Origin of the sequence: Algibacter sp. L3A6 (assembly GCF_009796825.1) — a bacterium.
In the GTDB taxonomy this organism is placed as follows: Bacteria; Bacteroidota; Bacteroidia; order Flavobacteriales; family Flavobacteriaceae; genus Algibacter.
This window is the reverse complement of the sequence record NZ_CP047030.1, coordinates 2,476,404-2,497,438: the sequence shown is the minus strand read 5'-3', so window position 1 is coordinate 2,497,438 and position 21,035 is coordinate 2,476,404. Positions and strand designations below refer to the sequence as shown.

Annotated in this window: 19 protein-coding genes and 1 pseudogene; 9 read left to right on the top strand and 11 right to left on the bottom strand. The window is 32.8% G+C overall.

Translation table 11 applies throughout. The features are described from left to right. Positions 1-34 precede the first annotated feature (34 nt). Both GQR98_RS10530 and recR read right to left on the bottom strand, forming a co-directional pair. Entirely contained in the window at positions 35-1,126 is a 1,092-nt protein-coding gene (locus tag GQR98_RS10530) for a glycosyltransferase family 2 protein (protein ID WP_159019459.1), read from the bottom strand. Positions 1,127-1,136: 10 nt separating this feature from the next. Then, on the bottom strand, positions 1,137-1,754 hold the full coding sequence (gene recR, locus GQR98_RS10525; protein ID WP_042500083.1) for a recombination mediator RecR: 618 nt from the start codon (positions 1,752-1,754) through the stop codon (positions 1,137-1,139). Positions 1,755-1,878: 124 nt separating this feature from the next. On the opposite strand from recR, the gene GQR98_RS10520 reads away from it, so the two are divergent. Further along, positions 1,879-3,345: a sodium:solute symporter gene (locus GQR98_RS10520; RefSeq protein ID WP_159019458.1), complete on the top strand. Its 1,467-nt coding sequence runs from the start codon at positions 1,879-1,881 to the stop codon at positions 3,343-3,345. Here the strand turns inward: GQR98_RS10520 and GQR98_RS10515 are convergent. Then, positions 3,342-3,704 carry a CoA-binding protein gene (locus tag GQR98_RS10515; RefSeq protein ID WP_159019457.1) on the bottom strand — a complete coding sequence of 121 codons (363 nt, stop codon included), beginning with the start codon at positions 3,702-3,704 and terminating at the stop codon, positions 3,342-3,344. The two genes, GQR98_RS10520 and GQR98_RS10515, sit on opposite strands and share 4 nt — an antisense overlap. A 727-nt stretch (positions 3,705-4,431) precedes the next feature. Between GQR98_RS10515 and GQR98_RS19350 the strand changes: the two are divergent. Continuing rightward, a pseudogene (locus GQR98_RS19350) lies at positions 4,432-5,571 on the top strand (IS3 family transposase). Positions 5,572-6,225: 654 nt separating this feature from the next. On the opposite strand, the gene GQR98_RS10505 reads toward GQR98_RS19350, so the two are convergent. Both GQR98_RS10505 and GQR98_RS10500 read right to left on the bottom strand, forming a co-directional pair. Continuing rightward, the gene (locus tag GQR98_RS10505; protein ID WP_159019456.1) at positions 6,226-6,915 is read right to left on the bottom strand and encodes a hypothetical protein; all 690 of its coding nucleotides are present in this window, start codon (positions 6,913-6,915) and stop codon (positions 6,226-6,228) included. A 196-nt stretch (positions 6,916-7,111) separates the two neighbouring features. Next, the gene (locus GQR98_RS10500) at positions 7,112-8,116 is read right to left on the bottom strand and encodes a 3-oxoacyl-ACP synthase III family protein (protein WP_159019455.1); all 1,005 of its coding nucleotides are present in this window, start codon (positions 8,114-8,116) and stop codon (positions 7,112-7,114) included. A 196-nt stretch (positions 8,117-8,312) separates the two neighbouring features. Here GQR98_RS10500 and GQR98_RS10495 point away from each other — a divergent pair, with 196 nt between their 5' ends. From GQR98_RS10495 to GQR98_RS10470, 6 genes are all read left to right on the top strand, one after another. Continuing rightward, complete coding sequence (locus GQR98_RS10495) at positions 8,313-10,718, top strand: alpha/beta hydrolase family protein (RefSeq protein WP_159019454.1); 2,406 nt, start codon at positions 8,313-8,315, stop codon at positions 10,716-10,718. A gap of 170 nt (positions 10,719-10,888) precedes the next feature. Continuing rightward, the gene (gene htpG, locus GQR98_RS10490; protein ID WP_159019453.1) at positions 10,889-12,802 is read left to right on the top strand and encodes a molecular chaperone HtpG; all 1,914 of its coding nucleotides are present in this window, start codon (positions 10,889-10,891) and stop codon (positions 12,800-12,802) included. Between the two features lie 109 nt (positions 12,803-12,911). Beyond that, complete coding sequence (locus GQR98_RS10485) at positions 12,912-14,225, top strand: hypothetical protein (RefSeq protein WP_159019452.1); 1,314 nt, start codon at positions 12,912-12,914, stop codon at positions 14,223-14,225. Positions 14,226-14,284: 59 nt separating this feature from the next. After that, positions 14,285-15,115 (top strand): FKBP-type peptidyl-prolyl cis-trans isomerase, encoded by an 831-nt coding sequence (locus GQR98_RS19295; protein WP_159019451.1) that lies wholly within the window; start codon positions 14,285-14,287, stop codon positions 15,113-15,115. A 214-nt stretch (positions 15,116-15,329) separates the two neighbouring features. Next, positions 15,330-15,824 carry an RNA polymerase sigma factor gene (locus tag GQR98_RS10475; protein WP_042506320.1) on the top strand — a complete coding sequence of 165 codons (495 nt, stop codon included), beginning with the start codon at positions 15,330-15,332 and terminating at the stop codon, positions 15,822-15,824. Between the two features lie 4 nt (positions 15,825-15,828). Beyond that, entirely contained in the window at positions 15,829-16,464 is a 636-nt protein-coding gene (locus GQR98_RS10470; RefSeq protein WP_159019450.1) for a hypothetical protein, read from the top strand. Positions 16,465-16,618: 154 nt separating this feature from the next. Here GQR98_RS10470 and GQR98_RS10465 read toward each other — a convergent pair whose 3' ends face one another. Next, positions 16,619-17,212: a pseudouridine synthase gene (locus GQR98_RS10465; protein WP_159019449.1), complete on the bottom strand. Its 594-nt coding sequence runs from the start codon at positions 17,210-17,212 to the stop codon at positions 16,619-16,621. 37 nt (positions 17,213-17,249) lie between these two features. After that, entirely contained in the window at positions 17,250-17,927 is a 678-nt protein-coding gene (locus GQR98_RS10460) for a uracil-DNA glycosylase family protein (RefSeq protein ID WP_159019448.1), read from the bottom strand. Between the two features lie 64 nt (positions 17,928-17,991). Here GQR98_RS10460 and GQR98_RS10455 point away from each other — a divergent pair, with 64 nt between their 5' ends. Continuing rightward, positions 17,992-18,126: a 30S ribosomal protein THX gene (locus GQR98_RS10455; protein ID WP_159019447.1), complete on the top strand. Its 135-nt coding sequence runs from the start codon at positions 17,992-17,994 to the stop codon at positions 18,124-18,126. Between the two features lie 3 nt (positions 18,127-18,129). Here GQR98_RS10455 and GQR98_RS10450 read toward each other — a convergent pair whose 3' ends face one another. The 4 genes from GQR98_RS10450 to GQR98_RS10435 form a co-directional block, all read right to left on the bottom strand. After that, positions 18,130-18,807, bottom strand: a complete 678-nt coding sequence (locus tag GQR98_RS10450) for a hypothetical protein (protein WP_159019446.1) — start codon at positions 18,805-18,807, stop codon at positions 18,130-18,132. Positions 18,808-18,928: 121 nt separating this feature from the next. After that, a complete protein-coding gene (gene yaaA, locus GQR98_RS10445) occupies positions 18,929-19,687 on the bottom strand; it encodes a peroxide stress protein YaaA (protein WP_159019445.1) in 759 nt (252 codons plus the stop codon). Between the two features lie 81 nt (positions 19,688-19,768). Continuing rightward, positions 19,769-20,419, bottom strand: coding sequence for a VOC family protein (locus GQR98_RS10440; protein ID WP_159019444.1), 651 nt, complete (start codon positions 20,417-20,419; stop codon positions 19,769-19,771). Between the two features lie 114 nt (positions 20,420-20,533). Further along, positions 20,534-20,986: an Lrp/AsnC family transcriptional regulator gene (locus GQR98_RS10435; RefSeq protein ID WP_159019443.1), complete on the bottom strand. Its 453-nt coding sequence runs from the start codon at positions 20,984-20,986 to the stop codon at positions 20,534-20,536. Positions 20,987-21,035 lie beyond the last annotated feature (49 nt).

Below are 21,035 nucleotides of genomic sequence, written 5' to 3'. Positions count from 1 at the left end.
TCAGCAAATTCCTTAAATAAATCTCATAATACTATTATAAAATTATAACTTCTCCCTGACTAAATCCATCATTACTACCCAAAATAAAATTAGATTGGTTTGGTAATATTTTATAAGTTAACTCTTTATCAGAGGTTTTAATAAATTCAATAATATCTTTATATGTCATTGTGTTCGCATCGAAAATCACCTCAGCATTATGTTCAATTGAAGATAATTGATCTTCAAAACTTAACTTTATAGGTAATTTAGCTTCCAAGGCTTTATTCATGACATTTGAAACAAACACAAATTCTGAAATAGCTTTATATGTTTTTTTATTTCTTTTTCTAAAAATAAAAGCCAATTTAATACCCAACCAAACAACTATGTCGAATACAAGGTTTTGCTTAAAGTGCTTTTCGTAAAAAATTTGCATAGCACCAAAGAATCGGCGCGCATAATTGCGATCTTTTAAAGTGCTTTCACCTTTAAAGTGAACCACTGTAGTTTCGCCATAATAGTAATTCTTATACCCAGCCGTTAGTACTTTATATGACAAATCTATATCTTCACCGTACATAAAGTAATCTTCATCAAAACCACCAACAGTGTTATAAACACTTTTTTTGATCAGCATAAAAGCACCTACCAATATATTAACCTCACCATGATCTTCTTGAGATAAATGATTAGCATAATAATCTTGAGAGTTACCTAATATCTTTTTTAATGAAACTTTTACCGTTGGAATATTTCGTTTGCTTTCTGGTAAAAATGTACCACTCCCATTCATTAATCTACAACCAACAATACCTAGCTTAGATTTAGTTTCTGCAAACTTTAGAAGCTTCACAAAAGTATCTTCTGCTACAACAGTATCCGGATTTAGAATGCAAATATATTCGCCTTGAGCGGCGGCGACACCAATATTATTTCCTTTTGAAAAACCAAAATTCTCTTTATTCTCAATAAGTTTAACCTTAGGAAATATGGTTTTCACCATTTGACAACTTGTGTCACTAGAGTCATTATCAACTACAATAATTTCGGCATCAATATCAGAAATTGCTGCTTCTACACTTTTTAAAGCTAGCTCTAAAAAGTAACGCACATTATAATTTAAAATAACTATTGAGAGCTTCAAGTACTAAGGTTTATAGTTTTAAGGATGATTCAAATGGTATTCTATTTACAATACTACGCCCAAGTGTAATTTCATCGGCATACTCTAATTCGTCGCCAACCGAAATACCTCTTGCAATAGTAGATGTAAACACATCGTAATCCTGAATTTGCTTATAAATATAAAAGTTTGTAGTATCACCTTCCATGGTAGAGCTTAATGCAAAAATAAGTTCTTTAGCTTTCCCTTCTTTCACTTTGTTAACCAAAGATTCTATATTTAAATCGTGAGGACCAATACCATCCATTGGAGAAATTTTCCCGCCTAATACATGATACAGCCCTTTATACGAACTTGTATTTTCAATAGCCATTACATCTCTCACATCTTCAACCACACAAATCATAGCTTCATTACGCCCAGGATTAGAACATATTTCACACAACGCTACGTCGCTAATATTATTGCAAGACTTACAAAATTTTATATCATTACGCATCGTCTTTAATGCTTCGGCCAAACCAATAGTTTGTTCTTTAGGTTGCCTTAACATATGCAAAACTAAACGCAATGCAGTACGCTTACCAATACCTGGCAATTGAGACATCTCATTTACAGCACGTTCTAATAATTTCGAAGAAAATTCCATGGCTGCGAATTTACTATTTAGCACGGAATTTCGCTAATTTTCACGCACACTTTTAAATAACATCTTTTGCACTTGTTTTTTGATGTTTAATATTCGTATTTTGAAACTTGAAATTTAATTTTAAATGACGGCTACACAAATACTTTTACTAATCGCTGCTTACTTTGGCGTATTAATTTTAATCTCTTATTTTACAGGAAAAGAAGACAGCAACGATGCCTTTTTTAAAGCTAACAAATCGGCTCCTTGGTACTTAGTAGCCTTTGGAATGATTGGCGCATCGCTCTCTGGAGTTACTTTTATTTCTGTTCCTGGCTGGGTTGCCGGTTCGCAATTTAGTTATATGCAAGTCGTTTTTGGTTATCTCGTTGGTTATTTGGTAATCGCATTTGTACTTATGCCCATTTACTATAGACTCAATGTTATTTCCATTTATCAATATTTAGAAAGTAGATTTGGAACCGTGAGTTATAAAACAGGCGCCTTTTTCTTCTTTATTTCTCGTGTTTTAGGAGCTGCTTTCCGATTATATCTAATTGCTATTGTTTTACAAAAATTTGTTTTTGATGCTTACGGAGTTCCGTTTGTTGTAACAGTAAGTATTTCCATATTACTTATTTGGCTGTACACTTTTAAAGGCGGTATAAAAACCATTATATGGACAGATACCTTACAAACACTTTTTATGCTTACTGCGCTAGTAGTAGCTGTATATCTAATTACAGATGAGTTGAATTGGAGTTTTGCAGATTTTTTAGCTTCGGAAGAATTAACGAAGTACAACAAAATTATGTTTACCGATTCTATTTTAGCTAAAAACCACTTTATAAAATCGTTTTTAGGCGGTATGTTTATCGCTATTTGCATGACTGGTTTAGACCAAGATATGATGCAAAAAAACCTGAGTTGTAAAACCCTTAAAGACGCCCAAAAGAACATGCTGTCTTTTGCTTCAGTATTAATTGTAGTAAATTTTGTTTTCCTTCTACTTGGCGCTCTATTATTTATTTATGCCGAAAAACATAACATTGCCACACCTATGCTAGACGGTAAAGTAAAAACCGATTTACTTTTTCCTGAAATAGCACTTAATGGCGGATTGAGTATAAGCTTAGCTATTTTCTTTTTACTAGGTTTAATTGCTGCTGCTTATAGTAGTGCCGATTCGGCATTAACCTCACTAACGACATCGTTTTGTGTAGATTTTTTAGGGATTGAAAAACGAGAAGCCCACACGCAAAAAAGCTTAAGAAAACGTATACACATATTAATGAGCGTTTTACTTATAATAGTTATCGTGATTTTTAAATACGTGCTAGACAGCAACGTTATAGACAACTTGCTAAAAGTTGCTGGCTATACTTATGGACCTCTTTTAGGTCTATTCGCTTTTGGAATTTTCACCAAACGAATTATTAAAGATAAATTGGTTTGGGTTGTTGCATTAGCAGCCTTAGCACTATCTTTTATTATAGGCAACATTCCTGCCGAAAATATTGGCGGTTATATTATTGGATACGAGCTTTTAATAATAAATGGCTTATTAACTTTTATTGGACTATTCCTTATCTCTAAAAAAAGCGAAGCTTAATATTGTTTAATAGACAAGAGCACCAAAGTACAAGCAACCTCAACGTTAATATTGTTTTGTTCTAAAAGTTTATAAAATTCAGGATTCTCTGTACCTGGATTAAAAATAACACGCTTCGGGTTTAAGTTAATTATATAATTAAAATATGGCTCTTGTCGGCTAGGGTTTAAATATAGCGTTACGGTATCTATAGATGCATATGGTACTAATTCCGTATCAATATTAATACCTGCCACTGTCCCTTCCCTTAAACCAATAGCTACTACTTCGTGTTTATGTGTTACCAGTTTATTGATAGCCATATTGGAATATCGAGATGACTTTAATGATGCACCTATTACTAATGTTTTTTTACTCATTTCTATTTGTTTTTATATGTATTTAGACGTTGTTATCAAAACTTCCTTTCGTTTAATAAAACACGCGCTATTCTTACAGACTTATTAAGTTATTAATATAAAAAATATGTTTGACTAACTTAAAGCCTTATTATTTTATTTGAAAAAAAATACAATTTTGTAAAATAAAACTAAACAGAATTCGTTATATTACAGATATACAACCAAATACGAATATAATTATTTAGAGTTAGTCGTCTTCACATTACAAAAACCGTAACAATTAGGTTGTTATTCAATAAAAAGCTCGAGTTTACGCTCGAGCTTTAGTTACTTATAGTCAATACGTTAAAATTTGTTAAATTTTAGATGCTCATGAAATATAAATGACTTTTCTACGTCTTAGTTATTAAGATTCTTCACTTATGTGTTAGTGGAAGTTGATTAATAGCTAGAAAAACCCAAAACTTTACTGTTTTGGGTTTTTCGTTTTTATCTTATACACAGCTCATAAAGCAAAACTAGTAATTCCCTTTTGGTTAATAAGCCATGCGTTTTACATTGTGAGACTTTATTTTCAGACTTCCAACTCTCTATCAGTATCTATTATTTCATTTTTCGCCTAGTTAGTAAATAATAAAGTTTAAATATTTATTTTTGATAAAAAAATAATTAAGTATTGTAGGCTTCCCTAAAAATAGGACAGTTATAAATTCGAATTTATTAACTTTAAACTCAAACTGTCACAATGAAAAACAGCAAATTTAGCGAGAGTCAGATAATCAAAGCTCTCAAAGAAAACGAACAAGGAAGATCTGTAGGTGATTTATCCAGAGCCTTAGGAATAGATAAGAGCACGTTTTATTACTGGCGTAAGAAGTATGGCGGTATGGAACAACAACAGCTTAAGCGGCTGAAGGAGCTTGAAGAGGAAAATAATAGACTCAAACAGATGTATGCAGACGTCAGTCTGGATAATAAGATGCTAAAGGACGTTTTGTCAAAAAAGTTCTAAAGCCTTCCGACAAGCGAGTTCGTGTCAAATATCTTGTTAAAGAGTTTACTGTGCCTATTGTACGTGCCTGCAAGGTTGTAGGATTAAGTAGGTCGATGTGGTACTATCAGAGCAAGAAAGATGACAGCGAAGTCATTGATAAACTCACATATCTTGCGGAATCATATCCACAAAGGGGCTTTGATGAGTATTATCACAAAATCCGTCGTGAAGGCTTAAAATGGAATAGAAAACGAGTGCTACGCATTTACAGGGATATGAAATTAAGCTTAAGGCGTAAGCACAAAAAGCGTTTAGTAAAACGTGTAAAACAACCTTTGGAAACACCTAAGCAGCTCAATGAATGTTGGAGTATGGACTTTATGAGTGATGCACTTACCGATGGTAGAAAAGTGCGCGTATTTAACGTTATTGACGACTGTAATCGAGAAGCATTAGCCATTGAAGCAGGATTATCATATCCAGCCAGAGCTGTAGTATAAACACTAGAATGCTTAAAAGAGGAAATAGGCGCACCTAAATATATAAGATGTGATAACGGACCAGAATTTATCTCTAAAACCTTTATGGTGTGAAAAAAACTTTATTGAAATTAAATATACACAACCTGGAAAACCAATGCAAAACGGATACATAGAACGCTTTAATCGATTCTTTAGAGAAGATATACTAGATGCTTATTACTTCAATGACAAATATCAATTGCAAAAGATAAGCGACAAATGGAGAGAAGACTATAATTTTAACCATCCACATAAATCTCTAGGAAATAAATCCCCTAAAGAATATATGCCCCGATTTGATGAAGAATTTAAATTCTTCATCAAATCGGGGCTAAATAACAATTATTTGTCGAATTTTGAGGTGTCCTAAAAAGGGGAAGCCTACAGTTGTAATTGATATAATCCAATAAGTTAATTTTGTTTTAGTGTTTTTAAAAAGCAATTTTTGAAGATACATAGTTAAGTAAGGTGCTATGATAAAAACAGCAATACAAAAAGCCAAATCGGTATAAAACCATTCTCCGATTGTAATATCATTTACAATTCCAATTAATTCAATTGCTTTATAAAAAACTGCGTATCCAAAATATCCGACAAAAAAAGTTATATATGAATAAACAATTCCTGACAAGATTCCAATAGGCAAGTCTATTCGGAATAAGTTATAATTCGACAAAGACAATATTATGCTGAAAATCAATGGATATAAGAATAAACTCGATTCAGTAAAAAACAGAATCGAAACTGATAAAAACGGTGTCAAAATTAATTTTAATATCAGTTTAAGTGATTCCATTTATTCTCATACTGTTTTTTTAGCTTGCTCACAACGTTAAATATATGGCAAGTTGGGCAGAAAATAAGCGGTTACTTTCAGTTTAGCCACAAGCCATTTTTTTTATTTTGTTTTAATTTTTCTCTTTTAATACCAAATCAAAAGATTTGGCGACTTTGCAAATAGACAATAACTTTTGGTTTAAACACTAATCGCCCAATTTGCTATATATAGTGCTAGGCAACGTTTTTATTCATACATAATATTTTCCAGTTCACTTTTTTGTCCGTTGTAAATTTCAAAGAAATCTGTAGGTTTGTTGGCTATAAGTTTGACCATTTCTTCGTGGTCGTGATTTAGTCGATATACTTTTCCTTTTTTATCTATTGCTACATAATTTCCGTCTTCCATATCCAAAATTGTGTAAAATAGTTTTTCATCAAATTCAATTTCAAATGTGTAGTCCAATTCCAGAAGTTCGATTTGTTCTTTAGTCAACGATCTTAATATTTTTTCAGCTATCTTTTGGTCAGGGTTTTCCATTTTCAGATGCTCAAGTTCGATTTCACTTTTCTGAATTTGGTTTAAGTAATAAGTTTTGTGGAAATATTCTGGGTTTTCTATTTCAATTTTGGTCAATCCGTCAGATTGATAATATAATTTAATCGGTTGATAAAGGTTTTCTTTTTTGTTTAGAACAGAAATTCCAGTCAGATTGAAACAGGTCTTGTGATTTCTATTTATAATCTCAAACTCTTTTGGTTTATAGCCACGAAAAATATAAATCCCTCTCGGTTTGTGCATAAAACTAATTCCGTAAATTTTAGAAAGTCCGATTACCGTTTGGATTTGAGGCATTTCAGATTCCAACAATTCAGCTATTTTAAGTCCAAATTGTTCAATATGTTTCTTTTTTGTCTTTCGATTAAAAATGCTCATTTCCAATGTTGCCTAACTAAGATATAAGATAAGATAAGATCACACCAACCTAACATAAACACCCACCCTAGCGGATAATGCGTTAAGGATTGAAATGAAAAGCCCAAAGCATCCCTGATGAAATCGGGATGCGAGGACTTGGAATGTAAAGCCTGCCCCAAAGGGAAACGCCAAAATATTTAAACTCTACTGGATTTTACCATTTTATGATGGCACTTGCCCATGTAAAGCCACTACCGAAAGCAGCTAAAACAACATTATCGCCTTCTTTTATTTTACCTTCTTCCCATGCTTCGGTTAGGGCAATAATTACAGATGCGGCTGTTGTGTTTCCGTATTTTTCAATATTATTAAAGACTTGATCGTCGGTTAATCCAAATTTTTTCTGAATAAACTGCGCGATACGCAAATTGGCTTGATGCGGAATTAACATATCGATATCTTCTTTTTGCATATTGTTTTTCGCCAAACCTTCCATGATTACCTCACTGAAACGCACTACGGCATTTTTAAAAACAAATTGACCATCCATATATGGGAAATACGAGGTATCATCGTCTCCGGCTTCTTTTAGCTCCGGAACCCAATGCCCAATACTTGGTGATTCTACAATAAGTTTATCGGCATATTTACCTTGGCTATGCAGGTGCGTAGATAGAATCCCTTTGTTGTTATCTTCTTCGCGAGATAACACGCAGGCTCCTGCTCCATCTCCAAAAATAACACTTACGCTACGGCCTCGCGTTGTTTTATCTAGTCCGTTACTGTGATATTCGGCTCCTATAACTAGTATGTTTTTGTACATACCGGTTTTTATAAATTGATCGGCTACAGAAATAGCATAAACAAAACCAGAACATTGGTTACGCACATCTAGCGCTCCAATGGTTGGCATATCTAGCATATCTTGTATTTGCACGCCACACCCCGGGAAGTAATAATCTGGACTTAGGGTTGCAAACACTATAAAATCGATATCGTCATTGGTAAGACCAGAACGTTCTATGGCAATTTTTGCAGCTTTTGCTCCCATAACAGCCGAGGTATCTTCGGTGCCATCTTTTATCCAACGGCGTTCTTTTATACCGGTTCGTTCCTGAATCCAAGCATCATTGGTCTCCATAATTTTTGACAAATCGTCGTTTGTCACCACGTTTTCAGGAAGGTATTTTCCTAAACCTATTATTTTTGAGTTGTACATAATCACCAATTTAGTTTTAATCTCTTTACAATTATAACAATAATTAATAGTTCTAAAATACTATTTCATTTTAAAACTACCATTTTTTTACAAATACTAAAATATTAACCTAATAAAATTAGCCTTTAACGTAATTTTAGGACATTTATGTTATCACTTTAACTAGATTTAATGACAAATTAAAAATCGACTATAAATGAAAAAACTTTTTACTATTTGTTTCCTTTTTACGGGAATGTGGATTTTCTCCCAAGAAAATGTAACGTACCAAAAACCTTCTAAAGAAATTTTAGAACTTTTAGAAGCTCCATTAGCACCTTATATTAGAATTGATAGTAAAGGTGAAAATATGATTTTCTTGCACCGAAGCAGCTTTAAAAGTATTGAAACGCTTTCTGAAAAAGAAATGCGCCTTGGTGGTTTAAGGATTAACCCTAAAACAAATATTAGTAGCAGACAGCGTTATTACAACAATATAGATATTCGTTTAGGAAGAAAAGGGAAAGAAACCCGAGTAGAAAACCTGCCAGAAAACGCGCGTTTCGCAAATTTCTCTTGGTCTCCGAACCAAAAAATGATGGCCTTTACAAACACCACTCTAAACGGTGTAGAACTTTGGGTTTTAGACATTGAAACTAAATCGGCAAAAAAAATAACAAAAGATAACCTAAACGCAAATACCGGTATTCCTTTTTATTGGTTTAAGGACAACAACTCTTTATTGATAAAAACCTTATCGGAAGAAAAAGAAGACCTGATTGACACAAGAACAGCCGTACCAACTGGCCCTACTGTTTCCGTAAGTGAAGCCGGGAAAAAAGCGCAAAATAGAACATACCAAGATTTGTTAAAAAACAAAACAGACGAGCATAATTTCGAACAATTGGTGCGGTCAGATTTACGTAAAGTAGATTTAGAGGGTAACCAAACGCCTTGGATGAAAACAGATATGTATAGAAGTATTTCTTTTTCTCCTGACGGAAACTACATCATGATTACAACTATAGAAAAACCATTTTCTTATTTAGTTACTTATTCTAGATTCCCTTCAAAAAGCAATGTTTATGATACAGATGCTAACCTAATTAAAACCGTTTTGGAAGTGCCATTAATTGAAGATTTACCAAAAGGTTTTATGTCTGTTAGAAAAGGTAAACGCAGAATTTCTTGGAGAGATGATAAACCTGCAACACTTACTTGGGCAGAAGCCTTAGATGAAGGTGATGCAGAAAAAGAAGTGGCTTACAGAGACGAAGTTTTTCAAATGGATGCACCTTTTACAGGAAAAGCCAAATCTGTTGCTAAAACAATTAATAGATTTAGCGGAATTGAATGGGGTAATGAAACTACGGCTATAGTTTATGATTACTGGTGGAATACTAGAAATACAAAAGCATATTTAATTAACCCATCTAACCCTAACACAAAACCTGTAGTTCTTTTTGATAGAAACTACCAAGATACTTATAGCGATCCTGGTGAGTTTGTTACTAAAAAGAATGAATATGGACGATACACTATTGATGTTAGTAATGGTAATGCCTATTTAATTGGTGATGGTTATAGCGCTAAAGGAAAATTTCCTTTTGTAGATAAAATCAATTTAAAATCGAAAAAAACAACCAGACTTTATCAATCAGCTTTAAAAGACAAAGTTGAAGGTATTTCTATGGCATTAGACATAAACAAAGGTGAAATTTTAGTAAGAATTGAATCTAAAAATGAATACCCTAATTATTACATCCGTAATATAAAAAAGAAAATAGCTCTACAACCGTTAACACAATTTGAGAATCCTTTTAAAAGTATACAAAACGTATCTAAAGAACTTATTAAATACAAACGTGAAGATGGATTAGAACTTTCTGGCACACTCTATTTACCAACCAACTATGAGCCTGGCAAAAAATACCCAATGATTATGTGGGCTTACCCAGAAGAGTTTAAAGATAAAAGTAGCGCAGGTCAAAACACAAAAAATTCAAATGAATTTACACACTTGTATTATGGTTCACCTATCTATTGGGTTACTAAGGGTTATGTTGTTTTAAACGATGCCTCTTTCCCTATAGTTGGAGAAGGTGACGAAGAACCTAATGATACGTTTATTAAACAATTAGTGTCAAATGCTAAAGCAGCCATAGATGCAGTAGATGAAATGGGATACATAGACCGTAAAAAAGTGGCTGTAGGCGGACACTCTTATGGTGCTTTTATGACGGCCAATTTATTATCACATTCTAATTTATTTGCAGCTGGTATTGCTAGAAGTGGTGCTTACAATAGAACCTTAACTCCTTTTGGTTTTCAAAGTGAAGAACGTAACTATTGGGAAGCTCCAGAAATCTACAATAAAATGTCTCCTTTTATGCAAGCAAACTCCATGAAAACACCTTTACTTTTAATTCACGGTCAAGCCGACAATAATTCGGGCACTTACCCTTTACAAAGTGAGCGCTACTTTAACGCTCTAAAAGGTTTAGGAGCTCCTGTTAGATTAGTGATGCTACCTAAAGAAAGTCATGGTTATGCCGCTAAAGAGTCTATAATGCATATGCTTTGGGAGCAAGACCAATGGCTAGAGAAATATCTAAAAAATTAATTAAAACTTAAAAACAACCTAAAAGGCCATTCTGTATTAGAATGGCCTTTTTTAATGTCACTTTGTCATATTTTTTCAATTGGCATTTTTGTTGACTATTAGAGAACAGAAGTTAAAAATTTAAATTAATCTGTTTCTCTTCTTCAAGAGAAAAAAATAAATTATATATCATGACAAAAGGAAGTATTAATGTATCGGTAGAGAATATCTTTCCGCTTATTAAAAAATTCTTATATAGCGATCACGAAATTTTTCTACGTGAGCTTATTAGTAACGGTACCGACGCCACTTTAAAATTAAAACACTTAACGAGTATTGGCGAATCTAAAGCTGAATACGGTAACCCTAAAATTGAAGTTAAAATTGATAAAGAAGGAAAAAAACTTCATATTATCGATCAAGGTTTAGGTATGAGTGCAGACGAGGTTGAAAAATACATTAACCAAGTTGCTTTTTCTGGAGCTGAAGAGTTTTTAGATAAATATAAAGATTCTGCTAAAGATTCTGGAATTATCGGTCATTTTGGTTTAGGGTTTTACTCTGCTTTTATGGTAGCCGAAAAAGTTGAAATTATCACTAAATCTCACAGAGAGGAAGATCCTGCTGCACATTGGACTTGCGATGGCTCTCCAGAATTCACTCTAGAAGCTGCTGATAAAACAGATCGTGGAACAGAAATTATTCTTCATATTGCAGAAGATTCTACAGAATTTTTAGAAGAAAATAGAATTTCTGAATTACTTTCTAAGTATAACAAGTTTATGCCTGTGCCAATTAAATTTGGAACTAATGAAATAAACGATCCAGAGTTTACCCCTGCAACAACTAAAGATGAAGATGGTAAAGAAACTACCGAACCTCACAAAAAAATTACGGTTGATAACATTATAAACAACCCTACTCCAGCCTGGACAAAACAACCGGCTGATTTAGAAGAAGAAGATTATAAAAGTTTCTACAGTGAATTATACCCATCTCAATTTGAAGACCCTTTATTCAACATTCACTTAAATGTAGATTACCCGTTCAATTTAACAGGAATTTTATACTTCCCGAAAATGTCGAACGATATGCAAATACAAAAGGATAAAATTCAATTGTATCAAAACCAAGTTTACGTTACAGATAACGTAGAAGGTATTGTACCAGAATTTTTGACTATGTTACGCGGTGTTATCGATTCTCCAGATATTCCATTAAACGTATCACGTTCTTACCTACAGGCCGATGGTGCTGTAAAAAAGATTTCGTCTTACATTACTAGAAAAGTAGCCGATAAATTAAAATCTTTATTCAATTCAAACCGTGAAGATTTTGAAGCTAAATGGAGCGATATTAAACTTGTTATTGAATACGGAATGCTTTCTGAAGATAAATTCTTCGAAAAAGCAGATGCCTTTGCATTATACCCAACCGTAGATGGTGCTCATTATACTTACGAGGAGTTATTCAATAAAATTAAAGCAAACCAAACTGATAAAGACGGTAAGTTAGTTATACTTTATGCTTCTAATAAAGATGCACAACACAGCTATATCGAATCTGCAAAAGCTAAAGGTTACGAGGTTTTATTGTTAGATTCTCCAATTGTATCTCACTTAATTCAAAAACTAGAAAGCAGCAAAGAGAACATCACATTTGCTCGTGTTGATGGAGACCATGTTAGCAATTTAATTAAGAAAGATGAAACAACAATTTCTAAATTAGATGAAGAACAAACTAAAGTTTTAGATGCTTTATTAAAAGAAGTTATCCCTGCAGAAAAATTCACAGTTCAATTAGAATCTATGGATAGTAGCGAATCTCCATTCACTATTACGCAACCAGAATTTATGCGTAGAATGAAAGAAATGCAAGCTACAGGTGGCGGAGGTATGCAAATGTTCGGTAACATGCCAGAAATGTACAACCTTATTGTTAACACAAACTCAGATTTAGTTAGCGATATTTTAGCAACCGAAGTTAAAGAAACTCAAGAGCGTTTAATTACGCAAAGTTTAGATTTAGCACGCCTTTCTCAAGGTTTATTAAAAGGTGAAGAATTAACAAACTTTATTAAACGTAGCTACGAAATGATTAAGTAAGCTATATTATTTTTCGCTTTCGCGGAAACATAACAATACTAAAAGCCACTTTGTGAAAACAAAGTGGTTTTTTATTACAGTTTTCCTAATTTAGCAGAAATAACGATACATGGAAAATCAACATAAAAGCAAAAACTTTAAAGCTTGGCTAGACAAACTTCAACAAGAAAGCTGGCAATTAGAATTACTTATTTCGGGTTTTGCTTTATTTGGTCTTTTTCAAGCATTTCAATATTTCGAACTTTTAAACATTGAATCACAAATAGACAAAAACAAACCTTTAATAATATTAACAGGCATAACATTAACTGCTTGTTCTATATTGGGTTTTACTCTATTATTACATGTTATACTGCGCGGTTTATGGATTGGAGCATTAGGACTACGCTATGTTTCTGGAGATATTGATTATAAAAAACTTAATTACAGTTCTAAATTTGACACTTATTTATGGAAAAAAGTGGGCTCTTTCGATAAGTATATTTCTAAATTAGAAAATTACTGTAGCATTATTTTTGCCATTGCCTTTTTACTCGTCTTTTATGTTATTGCTTTTTTTTCTACAGCTATTGTATTTTCTCTAATAAGCTACATTTATAACAAAACCGAGAATCTGTTTTTTCAGTACAGTTTAATAAGCTTAAGTATACTATTAGTTATAGGAATGCTTTTAACCTTTGTCGATTTTGTTACTCAAGGTTTTTTAAAGCGTAAAAAGATACTTTCAGCTATTTACTTTCCATTTTACAGAGTATTTAGCATTATCACCTTTTCTTTTTTATATCGACCTCTAGTTTACAACTTTATTGATAATAAATTAGGCAAACAAATTAGCTATATTTTAGCTCCAGCTTTTCTTTTTATTATGTATTTCTCCTCTACCGGAAACCTTCGCTCTAATTACATTGATAAATCTAATAATTCTACAAGGTTTTATTCCAACCCTCAAAATTATGAGGATGCCTTATTAGATGAAAAGGATTTTATAAAAAAAGCGTCCATCTCTTCTAAGGTAATAAAAAGCAACTATTTAAGTTTATTTATAACTTTCGATGAATCTATTGAAGAAGATATCTATCAATTCAATAAAACATTAAAACCCGAAAACGATAGTCGCGGCTTTTACTCTAATATGTTAACGCATAGCCCAGACAAATCTTTAAACAAAGACAGTCTTCAAAACGCGTATTTAAAAACATTAAAAAGCATACACCACATAACGATCGATAGTACAGCATACATCAATTTAGATTTTGTATTCACACAAAACAAAAAAAAACAACTCGGTTTCGAATCCTTTATAAATATTCAAAATTTAGCACCAGGTAAACACGTTCTAAAAATAGAGCGACATAGAAAAAATAAAGACACCACATATCTTTCAAAAATTGTAACCATCCCTTTTTGGTATTACAATAAATAAATTGTGCTCTACAGCAAATATATTTATTCATATTTCTATATTTACTAAAAAAAAGAAAAATGAAAAACACATTCTTATTGGCATTAACATTGCTATTTATTACGTCATGTAGCAAAACAGAAGATTTTGTAGATTACTCTGCAGAAAACGATTTAGAAATCCAAGCCTACATAGCTGCTAACGATATAAACGCTGAAAAAAGTAGTACTGGTTTATACTATACAATAGACGAACAAGGCACAGGTGAAAAACCCGTTTTAGATGACCGTGTAAAAGTAGCTTACAAAGGTTACTTAACCGATGGTACCGTTTTCGACGAAAACACCGAAGGATACGATACTTACCTACAAAACTTAATATACGGTTGGTTAGAAGGTTTACAGTATTTCAATGAGGGAGGCAAAGGCACACTAATCATACCTGCTCATTTAGGATATGGTAGTACCACATCTGGCAGTATACCAGCAGGTTCGGTAATTATTTTTGACATCGAATTAATTTACGTGAATTACAAAACCGAAAACGACCAAGAAATTTTACAATATCTTACAGACAACGAATTAAACGCCGAAAAATCCGAAAGTGGCTTGTATTACATTATCGAAGAGTTAGGTAACGGAATCCAACCTACATCTGCAGATAATGTAACTGTGGCTTACAGTGGCTATTACACTAATGGAACACTCTTTGATGAAAGTGATACTTCGGGTGTTTCATTCAACCTAGAACAAGTTATTGCTGGTTGGACAGAAGGGATAACCTACTTTAAGGAAGGTGGAACAGGCAAACTTTTAATACCTGCACATTTAGGATATGGAAACTATTACTTCAACGGTATCCCCGCAGGATCTGTGCTAATTTTTGACATTAATCTTATTTCGGTAAACTAAGCAAAACATAAAACAAACCTTAACGGCTGTCTAAAATATATTTTAGACAGCCGTTTTTATTTTAAAACATTATATTTCGGCTAATAAAAAATCGCAACAAAACTATAACCACCAACACATTACACTCACAAAATATTAATTGATAAAAAATATTTTAAATTTTCTGTAACAAATTTAAATTTCAAACTACTTATAAAATAACTAACCCACAACTTTGAATAAAGAACTAGAACATAGTTTTGTAGAATTGCTAGAAAAGCATCAGAATATTGCGCACAAAATTTGTCGTTTGTATACCAATAACTATGATGCCCATAACGATTTATTTCAGGAAATAACCATCCAGTTATGGCGGGCGTACCCCAAATTTCGAGGCGATGCAAAATTTAGTACATGGATGTACCGCGTGGCTTTAAACACGGCTATCACCTTATACCGAAAATCTAAACGTACCATTAACACGCAAGATTTTGAAGGTGTAGCATTTAAAATAAAAGCCGAAGATTACGACGATACCGAAGAACAACAATTAAAAGTGCTTTACAAAGCTGTACACCAGCTTAACGACATTGAAAAAGCGTTAGTTTTCTTGTATTTAGAAGACAAAGACTATAGAGAAATAAGTACCACACTAGGAATAAGTGAAGTGAATGCCAGAGTGAAAATGAACAGAATAAAAACAAAACTTAAAACTATACTAAATCCGTAACCCTATGGATGAATTAGATATCTTAAAAAAGGATTGGAACACCACCAAACCTGACCATAAAAAACTAACGGTAAATGATATTTACCCGATGTTACATAAAAAATCGTCTTCTATTGTAAAGACTCTTTTTTACATAAGCATAGCCGAACTCGTGTTTTGGATTATCATAAACACCATTCCCTATTTTTGCTCTGCCGAATACAACGCCAAGTTAGAAGCCATTTATCAAAACGATGCCGTAATAGTTGCAATAACCATTTTTGGTTATGCCATTATTGGTCTGTTTATCTATTTGCTCTACAAATCGTACAAATCGATTTCCGTAACCGATAGTGCAAAAAAACTAATGGAAAGCATTATCAGAACGCGAAAAGTAATAAAGTACTACGTGCTTTACAACCTCATTATGGCTGGCACATCCATAATGGTCGGGTTCTATTACGCCATACACAACGACCCAGATATATCCAATAAACTCGCTGCATCGGGAAGCTCAAAAATGCTACTAATAATAGCCTTTTTAATATTATTTACAAGTCTATTTATTTTAGCAATATGGTTGTTTTACAAGCTCATTTACGGTCTATTACTAAAACGTTTAAATAGAAACTACACCGAATTAAAAAAGTTAGAACTGTAATTATTTTTGGGCGTTACCCAAGGGTCGGGCTTTCCGCTATATCTTTATTTGTGCTAAAAAGTGTAGAACTTCTAAACAATATATTGGCAAAACAGAACAATTGTTTATTCAATGTAGCTTAAGGCTAGCACAAAAAAGGATGCCGCATCAATCCCTAACGCAGGGCAAATGTGCTATGTTCTATAACATCGCCAGCTTGCATAGCATTTATACCAAGGTTTCCTACCCGAACACGTACCAATCGTAACGTAGGAAATCCAACAGCCGAAGTCATTTTTCTAACCTGTCTAAACTTTCCCTCGTTTAAAGTAATAGATACCCAAGTGGTTGGGCCATGTCTATCATCTCTTATCTTCTGTTGCGCAACCGGTACATCTGGAATAGTATCTAATTTAAAAGCCTTACAAGGTTTGGTTTGGTACTTTTTACCATCAAAACCAATTTCTACACCAGCACGTAATTTCGCAACAGCTTCCTCTGTAATATCCCCATCAACTTGCGCATAATATTCCTTTTCAACTTTTTGACTATTTACAAAATCGCTCATTTTACCATCGGTAGTTAGCAACAATAAACCTTCCGATTTTTCATCCAAACGACCAATAGCCATAATACCTTCAGGAAAATCATCCAACTCTCCTAAAAACCGTTTACGTTTCTGTTGAGTAGAATTACTGTAAAACTGACTCAAAAACCCGTAAGGTTTGTAAATGGCAAAATGTTTATGCTCTGTACTATTTTCAGTCATTTATAAAATATAACTTCTTTTAAAAATTTCATTCAAATTAAAAAAACTCGCGATACTGCATCACTCGAAAATCAAAAGTATTAAAATTCGAATCACTCTGCTTTAACTGTTTGTATAACGCCATACTCCCAATAGCACGATTAGCAGAACCAGAAGACGACGTTAAGGATACTGTTTTAACTACACGCTTACCTTCACCTTCAATATGATCATTAGGCATTTCAAATTCATGAATTCTAGGAACTTCATTAGAAATCAATTCTAACTTCAAACCATAATCTCTTATGTGTTTCCTGAAAAAATATTCGGGTCCGTTTTTGCTATTTCCGCCAGTAAACAAAAGTGTATCAATATTCGGGAACTTTTTTAAATAACCAACAACATCGCGCAAGACTATGCTTTTCATACCTAAATCCGATGCATCAATCTTGTCGCGTTCGCAACAATCTACAATATCACAAACGCCTATTTTATGAGCAATCAAAAATTGCTTTCGTTCTTCAATAGCCGCTTCCGAATTATCGAAACGCAAGCCTAAACCATGTATTTTATTAATGTACAACCAAAGCGAATTGTAATAACTACCATAACAGAAGTCTACATCTTTCTCCAAAAGATCTCCTGTTGAGAATCGCGGTGGCGGTAATGTGCCCACTATCAGCTTTGTAGTATCTTCATTAATAAAAGGTTGGTATGGATGCCGATGTTTAAACACGTTTTACTTGATTTTTAAGCTAAAATTCAGTATATTATTTCAATAACAAAAAACATAAAATCACATGGGTAGAGGAGATAAAAAAACAAAACGCGGCAAAATAAACAGAGGAACTTTTGGAGCACGCAGACCGCGCATAAAAAAGAAACCATCTATTGAAACTCAAATAGACATCTCAAGAAAAGCAAAAGTTAAATAACTTTTAATCGAGTTGTGCTAGTATTTTATCAACTTGAGCAACTGTACCGCGATACAACTTTTGGTTGGTTCGCGTCATGTGCTGCGATTCGTTTTTAATATCTTCTAAAATACTTTTAGCGTCTTCCTTTTTATTTCGACTTATTAAAAATTCGGCTAGAATTAAGCGTTCATTATAAAAAGAATAACGAATATCTATTTCTCGTAAATTATGCTCAGCAACTTCAAAGTCGCCTAGTTTTTCATGCGCCAAACCACAAATAAACTGCGTTTTAGATTTCTTATACTCTAACTTATCTTTAATTTTATCTGCATAAAAAATAGCTTTATTATAATCTTCAGCTAAAAAATAAGTTTCAACCAATTTACTATTCACATAAAAATCATTTTCAAAACCACCCTGCAAAGCCTTTAGATAATGAGGCATCGCATTGTTAAAATCTTTATTTCCCAAATAAGCATCGGCCAGATTTACTCGATTTTGATAAGATTCTAAAAATGCCAACTGCTTTTCTAAATCTTTAATTTTCTTAGTTGGGTTTATAATATGTGTTATTTCACTTGTTATTTTCTCGGCATCACGCTTATTATAAACTTGTGTAATTAAATAGATAACACAGCCAATTAAAGGCACAAAAAAGATAAGAAACACCCAATAAAACGAGTTTCCTTTTTTGTACATGTGATATATACAATACACCTGAAATGCGACAATAAGATAGTAATACATTTATATTTTTATCATAAGGTTTAGTCTTCAAATTTAGTGTTTCTAAATTTTGTAAAGCTTAACACGCCCCCTTTTACCTAGTAAAAATTAAATCGTTGTCTTTAGACAGCTCTTCACTAAAACCGTAACCACCATAATTAAACCCTTTTAAATCGTCTACGGTTTGTGCGTTGGTATCTATAACATAACGCGCCATTAGACCACGAGCTTCCTTAGCGTAAAAAGAAATAATTTTATAAGCTCCATTTTTAAATTCCTTAAAGTTAGCCGTAACTACAGGTACTTTCAAAGCCTTTTTATCGATAGCCTTAAAATACTCATTACTAGCTAAATTTAAAAATAATTCATCATCTTCCAGCTCTTCATTTAAAGCTTTTACAATATCTTTTTTCCAAAATTCGTAAAGATTTTTATGACTTGCAACAGGCAACTTAGTTCCCATTTCTAAACGATAAGGTTGTATTAAGTCTAGCGGTTTTAAAACACCATATAATCCAGAAAGTATACGCACTGTGTTTTGCATAGTTGTTACTTTTTCTTCTGGTAAATTATAAGCATCTAAACCACGATAGACATCGCCATTAAAAGCGTACACGGCTGGACGTGCATTTTCTGCGGTAAAGGGTAATTCCCAATCTTGGTTACGCTCGTAGTTTAACTGTCCAAGCGTTGCAGAAATACTCATAAGCTCAGATAAGTTTTTTGCAGATTTCTTTTTAAGCACTTTATTTAAGCGGTCTGCTAGTTTTAAAAACGCCCCTTCTGTATATGTTTTTGATGGTAATTCTGTTTCCAGATCCAACGATTTTGCTGGTGATATTACTAATTTCATGTCTTTATATTTAACCTCAATACACGAGGATATTCTTATTAATTATTATATTTTTTTAAACCTCTAATTTACAATATTTCTTTAAGTTGATAAGACTTCTCCGTCTATATACTTAAAGTTGTAATCGCCTTTAATCACAAAATCTGCGGTATGCACAGGCTCACCTGTTGGATGCCAAGTTTTAACAGTTTTGTTAATTAAAATAAACAAACCATCATGATTACCTAAAGCACAAAACCGATTAATATTTCCATCGAAAATAGAAATAGGCTTTATTCTAGAAATCGCTTCATACAAGGGAGAAATATTTGTAGTAACCATAGCGATTTCACTTATTGAAATAATTTCTTTTGCTGAAAATTGCTCGACAGAATTTTGATTCAAATCCTTTCTTGCTATAAATTCTACAATATTATTATCGGCATCATAGAAATAAATAGCTTTTGCATTCCAACTTTCAAAATTAGAAATCAGGTTTTCACCATCTGGTAAAATAGCGACACGATTTTGCAACCATAATAAAGCCTCATCAATTTTGTTCGATGGAATATTGAAAGCAAAATGTGCCGAATTCACCGGCTCTTTATATTCAAAACTCAAAAGACTTTTACCGGTTTTAAAGGTTATTTTTTCTTCGGAATTAAAAACTAAATCGAAGTCCATAACCTCTTGATAAAACAATTTTTGTTTTTTAATTTGGTTAGTGAATAAAGTAATTTCCTCAATTTTCATACCTCAAAGATAATTGAGTAAACTGATATTTACTACCGGTTTAGAATGATAAAACTTATCTTAAAATAAACAAATATTATCAACATCACAAATACTCATAACTAAAAACTATAACTACAAGTTATAAGCCGTATTATCTTTTACCGAATTCAGTAAAAACGAACTATGTATTGTAGAGATGCCTTCTACTGTAGATAATTTTTCATTAATAAACTCATGAAACTCGGTAATATCGCCTACTACAACTTTTAACAAGTAATCGTAATTTCCAGAAACCCGATGGCATTCCATAATTTCAGGCAGTAAAAGCATTGAATTATTAAAATTATCAGCCAATGCTTTCTGATGCTTCAATAGGGTAACTTGGCAGAATGCAATAAGCGTTTTCCCTATTTTGGTTCTATCCAACAAAGCCACATAAGATTTCACAACCTCTTGCTGTTCTAGCTTTTTAATTCGCTCGTAAGTTGGTGTTACACTCAACCCTACTTTACTCGCTATTTCCTTAGTATTTTGCTTCGAATTTTCTTGAAGTTGCATCAAAATTCGTCTATCAATATCATCCATACTAGTTTTTTTTTCTTCCTATTAAAACATCAAAGCTTAAAATAGTTAT

What these genes read in the sequence shown, in the direction of transcription:
- recR (WP_042500083.1), bottom strand. Translation starts at nt 1,754, where the DNA reads ATGGAATTTTCTTCGAAATTATTAGAACGTGCTGTAAATGAGATGTCT.
- GQR98_RS10520 (WP_159019458.1), top strand. Translation starts at nt 1,879, where the DNA reads ATGACGGCTACACAAATACTTTTACTAATCGCTGCTTACTTTGGCGTA.
- GQR98_RS10515 (WP_159019457.1), bottom strand. Translation starts at nt 3,704, where the DNA reads ATGAGTAAAAAAACATTAGTAATAGGTGCATCATTAAAGTCATCTCGA.
- GQR98_RS10505 (WP_159019456.1), bottom strand. Translation starts at nt 6,915, where the DNA reads ATGAGCATTTTTAATCGAAAGACAAAAAAGAAACATATTGAACAATTT.
- GQR98_RS10500 (WP_159019455.1), bottom strand. Translation starts at nt 8,116, where the DNA reads ATGTACAACTCAAAAATAATAGGTTTAGGAAAATACCTTCCTGAAAAC.
- GQR98_RS10495 (WP_159019454.1), top strand. Translation starts at nt 8,313, where the DNA reads ATGAAAAAACTTTTTACTATTTGTTTCCTTTTTACGGGAATGTGGATT.
- htpG (WP_159019453.1), top strand. Translation starts at nt 10,889, where the DNA reads ATGACAAAAGGAAGTATTAATGTATCGGTAGAGAATATCTTTCCGCTT.
- GQR98_RS10485 (WP_159019452.1), top strand. Translation starts at nt 12,912, where the DNA reads ATGGAAAATCAACATAAAAGCAAAAACTTTAAAGCTTGGCTAGACAAA.
- GQR98_RS19295 (WP_159019451.1), top strand. Translation starts at nt 14,285, where the DNA reads ATGAAAAACACATTCTTATTGGCATTAACATTGCTATTTATTACGTCA.
- GQR98_RS10470 (WP_159019450.1), top strand. Translation starts at nt 15,829, where the DNA reads ATGGATGAATTAGATATCTTAAAAAAGGATTGGAACACCACCAAACCT.
- GQR98_RS10465 (WP_159019449.1), bottom strand. Translation starts at nt 17,212, where the DNA reads ATGACTGAAAATAGTACAGAGCATAAACATTTTGCCATTTACAAACCT.
- GQR98_RS10455 (WP_159019447.1), top strand. Translation starts at nt 17,992, where the DNA reads ATGGGTAGAGGAGATAAAAAAACAAAACGCGGCAAAATAAACAGAGGA.
- GQR98_RS10450 (WP_159019446.1), bottom strand. Translation starts at nt 18,807, where the DNA reads ATGTACAAAAAAGGAAACTCGTTTTATTGGGTGTTTCTTATCTTTTTT.
- yaaA (WP_159019445.1), bottom strand. Translation starts at nt 19,687, where the DNA reads ATGAAATTAGTAATATCACCAGCAAAATCGTTGGATCTGGAAACAGAA.
- GQR98_RS10440 (WP_159019444.1), bottom strand. Translation starts at nt 20,419, where the DNA reads ATGAAAATTGAGGAAATTACTTTATTCACTAACCAAATTAAAAAACAA.
- GQR98_RS10435 (WP_159019443.1), bottom strand. Translation starts at nt 20,986, where the DNA reads ATGGATGATATTGATAGACGAATTTTGATGCAACTTCAAGAAAATTCG.